At 73.8% G+C, this 7,438-nt stretch carries 6 protein-coding genes; 2 read left to right on the top strand and 4 right to left on the bottom strand.

The genetic code is table 11. The features are described 5' to 3' along the window. Positions 1 to 44: 44 nt before the first annotated feature. A complete protein-coding gene (locus KBX39_RS17650) occupies positions 45 to 680 on the bottom strand; it encodes a YitT family protein (RefSeq protein WP_043329506.1) in 636 nt (211 codons plus the stop codon). 59 nt (positions 681 to 739) lie between these two features. Between KBX39_RS17650 and KBX39_RS17645 the strand changes: the two genes are divergently transcribed. After that, positions 740 to 2,191 (top strand): PLP-dependent aminotransferase family protein, encoded by a 1,452-nt coding sequence (locus tag KBX39_RS17645; RefSeq protein ID WP_064445245.1) that lies wholly within the window; start codon positions 740 to 742, stop codon positions 2,189 to 2,191. 72 nt (positions 2,192 to 2,263) lie between these two features. Continuing rightward, positions 2,264 to 3,571, top strand: a complete 1,308-nt coding sequence (locus tag KBX39_RS17640) for a low temperature requirement protein A (protein WP_210871578.1) — start codon at positions 2,264 to 2,266, stop codon at positions 3,569 to 3,571. 71 nt (positions 3,572 to 3,642) lie between these two features. Here the strand turns inward: KBX39_RS17640 and KBX39_RS17635 are convergent, their stop codons facing one another. From KBX39_RS17635 to KBX39_RS17625, 3 genes are all read right to left on the bottom strand, one after another. Further along, positions 3,643 to 5,469: a long-chain fatty acid--CoA ligase gene (locus tag KBX39_RS17635; protein ID WP_210871576.1), complete on the bottom strand. Its 1,827-nt coding sequence runs from the start codon at positions 5,467 to 5,469 to the stop codon at positions 3,643 to 3,645. 139 nt (positions 5,470 to 5,608) lie between these two features. Further along, complete coding sequence (locus tag KBX39_RS17630) at positions 5,609 to 6,559, bottom strand: terpene synthase (protein WP_210871574.1); 951 nt, start codon at positions 6,557 to 6,559, stop codon at positions 5,609 to 5,611. A 128-nt stretch (positions 6,560 to 6,687) separates the two neighbouring features. Continuing rightward, positions 6,688 to 7,317, bottom strand: coding sequence for a TIGR03085 family metal-binding protein (locus KBX39_RS17625; protein ID WP_030500278.1), 630 nt, complete (start codon positions 7,315 to 7,317; stop codon positions 6,688 to 6,690). Between the last annotated feature and the right edge of the window lie 121 nt (positions 7,318 to 7,438).

Raw genomic sequence — 7,438 nt, 5'->3', positions numbered from 1 at the left:
GCGTTGCGGATCGCTTCGGGTCGTGGCGGTCGGCCCGGCGCCGGTCACGTAGCGTAAGCGCCGCTCGCCGGCCGTGCGGGCAGCGCGAAGACCGGGATGAAGAACTGGGCGAGCGGGCCGATGGTCAGCGCGTACGCCACGGTGCCGAGGCCGACGGTTCCGCCGAGCAGCCAGCCGAGGGCCAGCACGGTGACCTCGATGCTCGTGCGGACCAGCCGCACCGAGAAGCGGGGATGACGGGCGACGAATCCGGTCATCAGACCGTCGCGGGGCCCGGGGCCGAGCCCGGCGCCGAGGTAGAGCCCGGTGGCGGCGCCGTTGGCGACGATCCCGGCCACGAGCATCGCGGCACGCGCCGGCATGCCCTCACCGGGCGGCAGCACGGCCAGGGTGGCGTCGACGACCAGGCCGATGACCACGACGTTGCTGACCGTGCCGAGGCCGGGCCGCTGCCGCAGCGGGATCCAGAGCAGCAGCACGAGAGCGCCGACGGCGATGGTGACGGTGCCGAAGGAGAGGCCGGTCTGCCGGGCGAGCCCCTGGTGGAACACGTCCCACGGGTCCAGCCCCAGCTCCGACCGGATCATCAGCGCCATGCTGAGGCCATACAGGACGAGCCCGGCGTAGAGCTGGGTGAGTCGTCGCGCCGAACGGTGCCCGAGATTGCCAAGCGGTGCCATGCATGCCACCCTAGGGGCCAATTGCAGGACGTAAGGGGTCCAATTCCGGAGGTGTGGCCATGACCAGCCAGGTGCGCGGCGTCCAATTGGCGCGACTCCTCGGCCAGTGGCATGCGCTGCCGGGCCGCCGCCGCAGCCCCGACTACGCCGCGCTCGCCGGCGCCGTCCGGGGCCTGCTCGCCGACGGCCGGCTGCCCCTGGGGGTACGCCTGCCGGCCGAGCGGGAACTGGCCGAGGCGCTGCGGATCAGCCGGACCACTGTCACCGCCGCGTACCGGGAACTGCGGGAGAGCGGCCACCTGGCCAGCCGCCGGGGCGCCGGGAGCTGGACCATGCTGCCCGGCGGCCACCGGGTCGCCAGCACCGGGCTGTGGACGCCGCTGGACGACCGCGACATGATCGACCTCGGCGTGGCCGCGCTGTCCGCGCCGCCGCAGCTCGTCCCGGCCGCCCGGGCGGCCGCCGAGGACCTGCCCCGCTACCTCGGCGGGGCCGGCTACCACCCGACCGGCATCATCGAGCTGCGGGAGGCGGTGGCCCGCGGGTACACCGAGCGCGGGCTGCCCACCAGCCCGGAGCAGATCATGGTCACCAGCGGCACCCAGCACGCGCTGGACCTGGTGCTGCGGCTGGCCCTGTCGCCCGGCGGCGCGGTGCTCGTCGAGTCACCCACCTACCCCAACGCGCTGGCCGCGCTGGCCGCCCGGCGCGCCCGGATCGCCACGCACGGCCTGTCCGACGAGGGCTGGGACGCCGAGCTGCTGCTCGGCAGCATCCGGCAGACCCGGCCGAAGCTCGCGTACGTGATCCCGGAGTTCCACAACCCGACCGGCCACCTGATGGCGGCCGACCTGCGCGAACGGCTGGTCGGCGCGGCCCACGCGGCCGGCACCGACCTCGTCGTCGACGAGTCCTTCGTCGACCTGCCGCTGGACGGCACCCCGCTGCCGCCGCCGGTCGCGGTCTTCGACAGGCACTCCCGGGTGATCAGCATCGGCGGGATGAGCAAGCCCTACTGGGGCGGCCTGCGGATCGGCTGGGTCCGCGCCTCCGCGCCCCAGGTGCAGCGGCTCGCCGCGGCCCGGGTCGGGGTGGACATGGCCAGCCCGGTGCTCGACCAGCTCGTCGCCGTGCACCTGCTCGCCGAGGCGCCGGCCATCGTGGCCGCCCGCCGGGCCCAGCTCGCCGCGCAGCGCGACGCCCTGGTCGCGGCGCTCGCGGAGCAGCTGCCCGACTGGCGGGTCACGCCGCCGCGCGGCGGCGTGACGCTCTGGGCCGAGCTGGACGGCCCGATCTCCAGCGCGCTGGCCCGGGCCGCCGAGGAGGTCGGCGTACGGCTGGCGCCCGGACCCCGGTTCGGCCTGGACGGGACGCTCGAGCGCTTCCTGCGGTTGCCCTTCACGCTGCCCGCCGAGGAACTGGTGGAAGCGGTGGGCCGGCTCGCCGCGGTGCGCTACGACCTGGACCGCACCAGCCGCCCGCAGTGGCGCGAGCCGAGCGTCATCGCCTGACCGCCCGCCCGATCCGGTGGTGAACCGCCCGAACCACAGCTGCGGGCGGGTCCGCGCCCGCACACTGCCCGGGTGGGAGACGGGGACGCGGTCCGGTGGTCGTGGGCGGTGCGGCGCAGCGCGCCGGGCTCCCGCACCACCCGGCTGGAGCTCTTCTACGACCTGGTCTTCGTCTTCGCGTTCCTGAGCGTCACCACGCTCACCGCCTCGGTGCTCACGCCCGCCAACCTCTACCGGTTCCTGCTGGTGCTGGCGCTGCTCTGGTGGTCGTGGACCGGCTTCGCCCGGATGGGCAACGCGTTCCGCGCCGACCAGGGGATGCTGCCGCTGATCGGCGTCGTCACCGTGGCGGCCACGTTCCTGCTCGTGCTCAGCACGCCCAGCGCGTTCGCCAACAGCGGTGGCTGGCTGCCCGGGCCGCTGGTCTTCGCCGCGTGCTACTTCGTGATCCGGACCGCCCAGCTCACCGTCTTCGCCTGGGCCGACCGCGCCGACCCGGCCCGGCGCCGGGGACTGCGGATGCGCTTCCTGGCCCCGACGGTGGCCACGGCGCTGCTTGTCGTCGCCGGCACACTCCCCGGCCGGCTGCCGCAGGAGCGGTTCGCGGTCGGGCTGCAACTGGCGCTCTGGACGCTGGCGCTGCTTGTCGAGTACGTCGCCGGGACGGTCCTGGGCCAGCAGTGGTGGGTGGTGCTCTCAGCCGGGCACTGGGCGGAACGGCACGCGCTCATCGTGCTCGTCGCACTCGGCGAGTCGATCATCGCGCTGGGGCTCGGCCCGAAGCGCGGGCTGCCGCTCACCGGCCCGGTGGCGATCGCCGCGTTACTCGGCATCACGGTCGTGGCGGCGCTGTGGTGGGCGTACTTCGACACGCTGGCGTTCGCCATGGAACAGGTCCTGCACCAGGCCCGGGACCGCGCCACACGGCTGCGGCTGGCCCGCACCGCGTACACGTTCCTGCACCTGCCGATAGTCGCCGGGATCATCCTCTACGCGCTCGGCCTCAAGGACCTGCTGGCCGAGGCCGCCGATCCGCACACGCCCGCCTGGGGGCTGCCGCTCGGCGACTTCTGGGGCGCGATCCTGTTCGGCGGGGTCGCGTTGCACCTGCTCGGCGTCGCCGGGTGCTGGTGGGTGGCGCTGCGCGAGATCCACTGGCGGCTGCTGACCACCGTGGGGGCGCTGACCGCGGTCGCCCCATTCGTGTTCCGTGTGCCGGAGCTGGTCGCGCTGATCGTGCTGGCGGTGCTCACCGGCGCGGGAGTGGCCTGGGAGACCCGGGGCGAGAACGGTCACCGGCGCCGGGTACGCCAGCTCGCGCTGGAGGAGCAGATCGCCGCCGAGGCCGAGCAGAGCCGCTGGCGGCAGCAGCACCTCTGACCGGCGCCGACGCGAACGGCCGTGCCCCGGGACGGTGGGGCACGGCCGGCGCTACCGACTGGCGGTGCGGGTCACAGCTCGGCGAGCGTGCCCTCGTACATCTTGTCGATCTCGGAGGAGAAGTTCGTCTCCACGCTCCGGCGCTTGATCTTCAGCGACGGCGTGACCTCGCCGTCCTCGATGGTGAGGTCACGGGGGAGGATCGTCACCTTCTTGATCGTCTCCCAGCGGTTGAGCTTGGCGTTCAGCTTGGCGACGTACCCCTCGACCATCTCCCGCGCCTGCGGCGAGGTGACGATCGTGGTGTAGTCGCTGCCCTCCAGCGGGGTGCCGGCGGCCCAGCCCTTGATCGCGTCCGGGTCCAGCGTGACGAGCATGGTGCAGTAGTTGCGCGCCTGCCCGATCACCACCGCCTGCGAGGTGTACGGGCAGACCGCCTTGAACATGCCCTCGATGTGCGACGGCGCGACGTACTTGCCGCCGGACGTCTTGACCAGGTCCTTCTTGCGGTCGGTGATGCGCAGGTAGCCGTCGTCGTCGAGCGTGCCGATGTCGCCGCTGCGGAAGAAGCCGTCCTCGGTGAACGCGGCGGCGGTCTCCTCGGGGAGGTTGTGGTAACCCCGCATGACCGGCTTGCCCCGCATCAGGATCTCGCCGTCGGTGTCGATCCGGCACTCCAGATCACCCATGGCCCGGCCCACGCTGCCGATCTTCAGCCCGTCGGGCGGGTTCACGAACGCGCCGGCGCTGGTCTCGGTCAGGCCGTAGCCCTCGGAGATGGGCAGGTTGGCGGCGGCGAAGAAGGTGGCGATCTCCTTGCTCAGCGGCGCCGCGCCGGAGACCAGCACCCGCATCCGGCCGCCGAGCCGGGCCTGCAGCTTGCTGAACACCAGCTTCTCGGCCAGCGCGTACTTCATCCGCAGCCCGGCCGGCACCGGCTTGCCGGCCTGCTCCAGCGCGACCTTCTCCTTGCCGACCTCGACGCCCCAGGCGAAGATCTTGGCCTTCGCGCCGCCCGCGCCCTGCGCGGTGGTGACCGCCTTGTTGTAGACCTTCTCGAAGACCCGGGGCGCGCCGCACATCAGCGTCGGCCGGATCACGCCGAGCAGGTCGACCAGCTTGTCCACCCGGCCGTCGACGTACGTGGGCAGGCCGACGTGGGTGGCGCCGCAGAGCAGCGTCTTGCCGAACGAGTGCGACAGCGGCAGCCACAGGTACTGCAGGTCGTCGGTGCGCAGCAGGCCCAGCTCGGCCTGCGCCACGCCCTCCCAGCACCAGCCGCCGTGCAGCAGCTCCACGCCCTTCGGGCGGCCGGTGGTGCCCGAGGTGTAGATGAGCGTCGCCAGGTGGTCCGGGCCGATGCCGGCCACGAGCATGTCGATCAGGTCGGGCTCGGCGCTCAGCGCGGCGGCGCCGCGCTCCTCCAGCTCGGCCAGGGTGAGCTGCGGGACGGCGGCGGCCGGGTCGGGCGCGCCGTCGAAGAGCACCACGTGGGTCAGCGCGGGCAGGTCCGCTCCGGCGATCTTCGCCGCCTGGGCCGGGTTCTCCGCGAACAGCACCTTCGAGCCGGAGTCGGCGATGATGTAGACCGCGTCGTCGGGCTCGGTGGTCGGGTAGACGGTGGTGGTGGCCCCACCGGCGCACATGATGCCGAAGTCGGCCAGCACCCACTCCAGCCGGGTGTTGGCCAGGATCGCCACCGGGTTCTCCAGGCCGACACCGAGCCCGTGCAACCCGGCGGCGATCGCCTTCGCGCGCTGCCCGACCTGCTCCCACGTCAGCCAGACCGGGCCCGAGTCGTCGGGTGCGGGGTGAGCGAACGCCTGGCGGTCGGGGGAGTCCGCCACGCGCTTGTGGAACATGTCGGGTACGGAACGGTACGGTACATCGAGAGCCATCGCTGTAGCCGCCTTCAGGGGTGGAGGGACGTGACGGGGGTCACGCCGGTCTGCGGTTACCGAAGGGTATTGCCTGTACCCGGCCAGCGGCTAGCCCTGATCGGCCGAGTCGCCACCGGTCCCGACTTCTGGAATCGGATCAGGCGTATCGGCTGGCGGCGCGGGACCAGTCGTAGGTGGCCCGGATCCAGTCCCGGCGGGTGTCCAGGAACGCCCGCATCCCCTCGTCGGCCCCGGCGCTCAACGCCGCGTCCCGCTCCGCGTACGAGGCGAGGGCCGCGTTGAAGCGGTTCGCCGCCGCGTTCAGCGCCGCCGACTCGTCCTGCCCGGTCTCGCCCGCGATCGTGGTCACCAGGTTGTGCGCGTCCGGGGTGACGCCCCGCTCCTTGCCGTAGGAGAACACGTCGTTGCACCAGCAGACCAGGTCGGTGGCGAGGGCGTCCAGCGCGGTGAGCGCCGGGGTCGCCCGCTGGTCGGCCCGGGGCAGGGACGGGCGGGCCAGGTCGGTCACCGTGAAGCTGGGGCGTACGCCGCCGGTGTGGCGGCGCATCTGCACGTACTCGGCGACCCCGGGCACGCGCCGGCGCTCCCGGTTCGCCGCCTCCCACAGCAGCGCCAGCAGGTACTCCCGCAACTGGCTCACCAGCCGCATCAGGTGCGCCGGCCGGCCCCGGCCGCGCGCCCGCCGGCACAGATCGTGCAGCGCCAGGCCCATCGGGCCGGCGTCGGTGGGCGCGGGCGCGTCCGGGTCACCGTGCCGGTCGAGCACCCCCAGCAGCGCCGCCAGGGTGGGCGCGAGCACCGTCGGCGCGGCGCCCAGCCCGTCGTCGTCGCAGGCGTCGTCCACCACGAACAGCCAGTTGATCAGGTCGGTGAGCAGCCGCAGACCGGCCGGGGACGCCTCGGGGCAGGCCCGTCCGGCCAGCTCCGAGGCATGGGCGCCGGCCAGCCGCAGCAGGCCGGCCTGGGTCTTGACCAGGCCGAAACCGCGCACCCAGGCGACGCTCTGCGCGGCTACCTCGTCCGCGGCCGGGTGACACCGGGAGGGAAAGGGCGGCTCGTGCAGCGCCGAGAGCGCGAAGTCCCGCATCGTCGTCCCCTGTCCGCCGCCCCGCAGGGTCGGGCCGGTGCGCAGGAGCGTACGGCAGCCGGCGAACGTTATCGAACGCCGGGTGTCCACATTCTACGATCGCCTGGGTGGGCGGGCGGAAACGTCTGTCACAGGCCCAGTTCGGCGGTACGCAGACGCTCGGCGCGCTCGGCCGGACCGTCCACCTGGACCCGGGCCACCCGCTGCCGCCCGGTGAGGAACAGCACGAGTTCCCCCGGCGCGCCGACCAGCCGCAGCCGCTCGCCGCCGCCACCGGCCCGCAGCTCGCCGTGCCCCGGCGCCTGCACCAGCACCTCGGCCGGGAAGCGCCGCAGCGCCATCCGGGCCAGCAGGGCGACCCGCTTCCAGAGCACCGCCTGCTGCCCGGCCGGCAGGTCACGCGGCTGCCAGCCCGGCCGGGCCCGGCGGACGTCCTCGTGGTGGATGAAGAACTCCATCCCGTTCGCGATCTCGTCGGTGAGCGGGTTGCTCACCGGGCTCCACACCGGGGGACGGCGGACCCGGGCGATCAGGTCGGCGTACGGCCCGGCGGCGATCCGCCTGCGGACCGACTCGCCGTAGCCGCGCAGCGGCGGCAGCAGGATCCCGCCCGCCGCGTCCGGCCGGCGCTCCCGCACCAGCAGGTGCGCCGCCAGGTCGCGGGTGGTCCACCCCTCGTTCACAGTCGGCGCGTCCGGTCCCAGCTCCAGCATCAGGTCGGCGAGCGCCTCGCGCTCCGTTCGGGCGTACCGCGGCATGGCCCGATCGTAGGCCCGTCGCGGCCGATCGGCGCGCCACGCCCGGCGCTACGGCGGGCCGCGTGCATCGAGGGCCGGTGTCCGCCCAGGTCCGGTGCGAACGTGACGGCGGACATATCCC

Origin of the sequence: Micromonospora sp. D75, assembly GCF_018070405.1 — a bacterium.
Classification (GTDB): domain Bacteria; phylum Actinomycetota; class Actinomycetes; order Mycobacteriales; family Micromonosporaceae; genus Micromonospora; species Micromonospora chalcea.
This window is presented reverse-complemented; position numbering and strand designations above follow the sequence as displayed.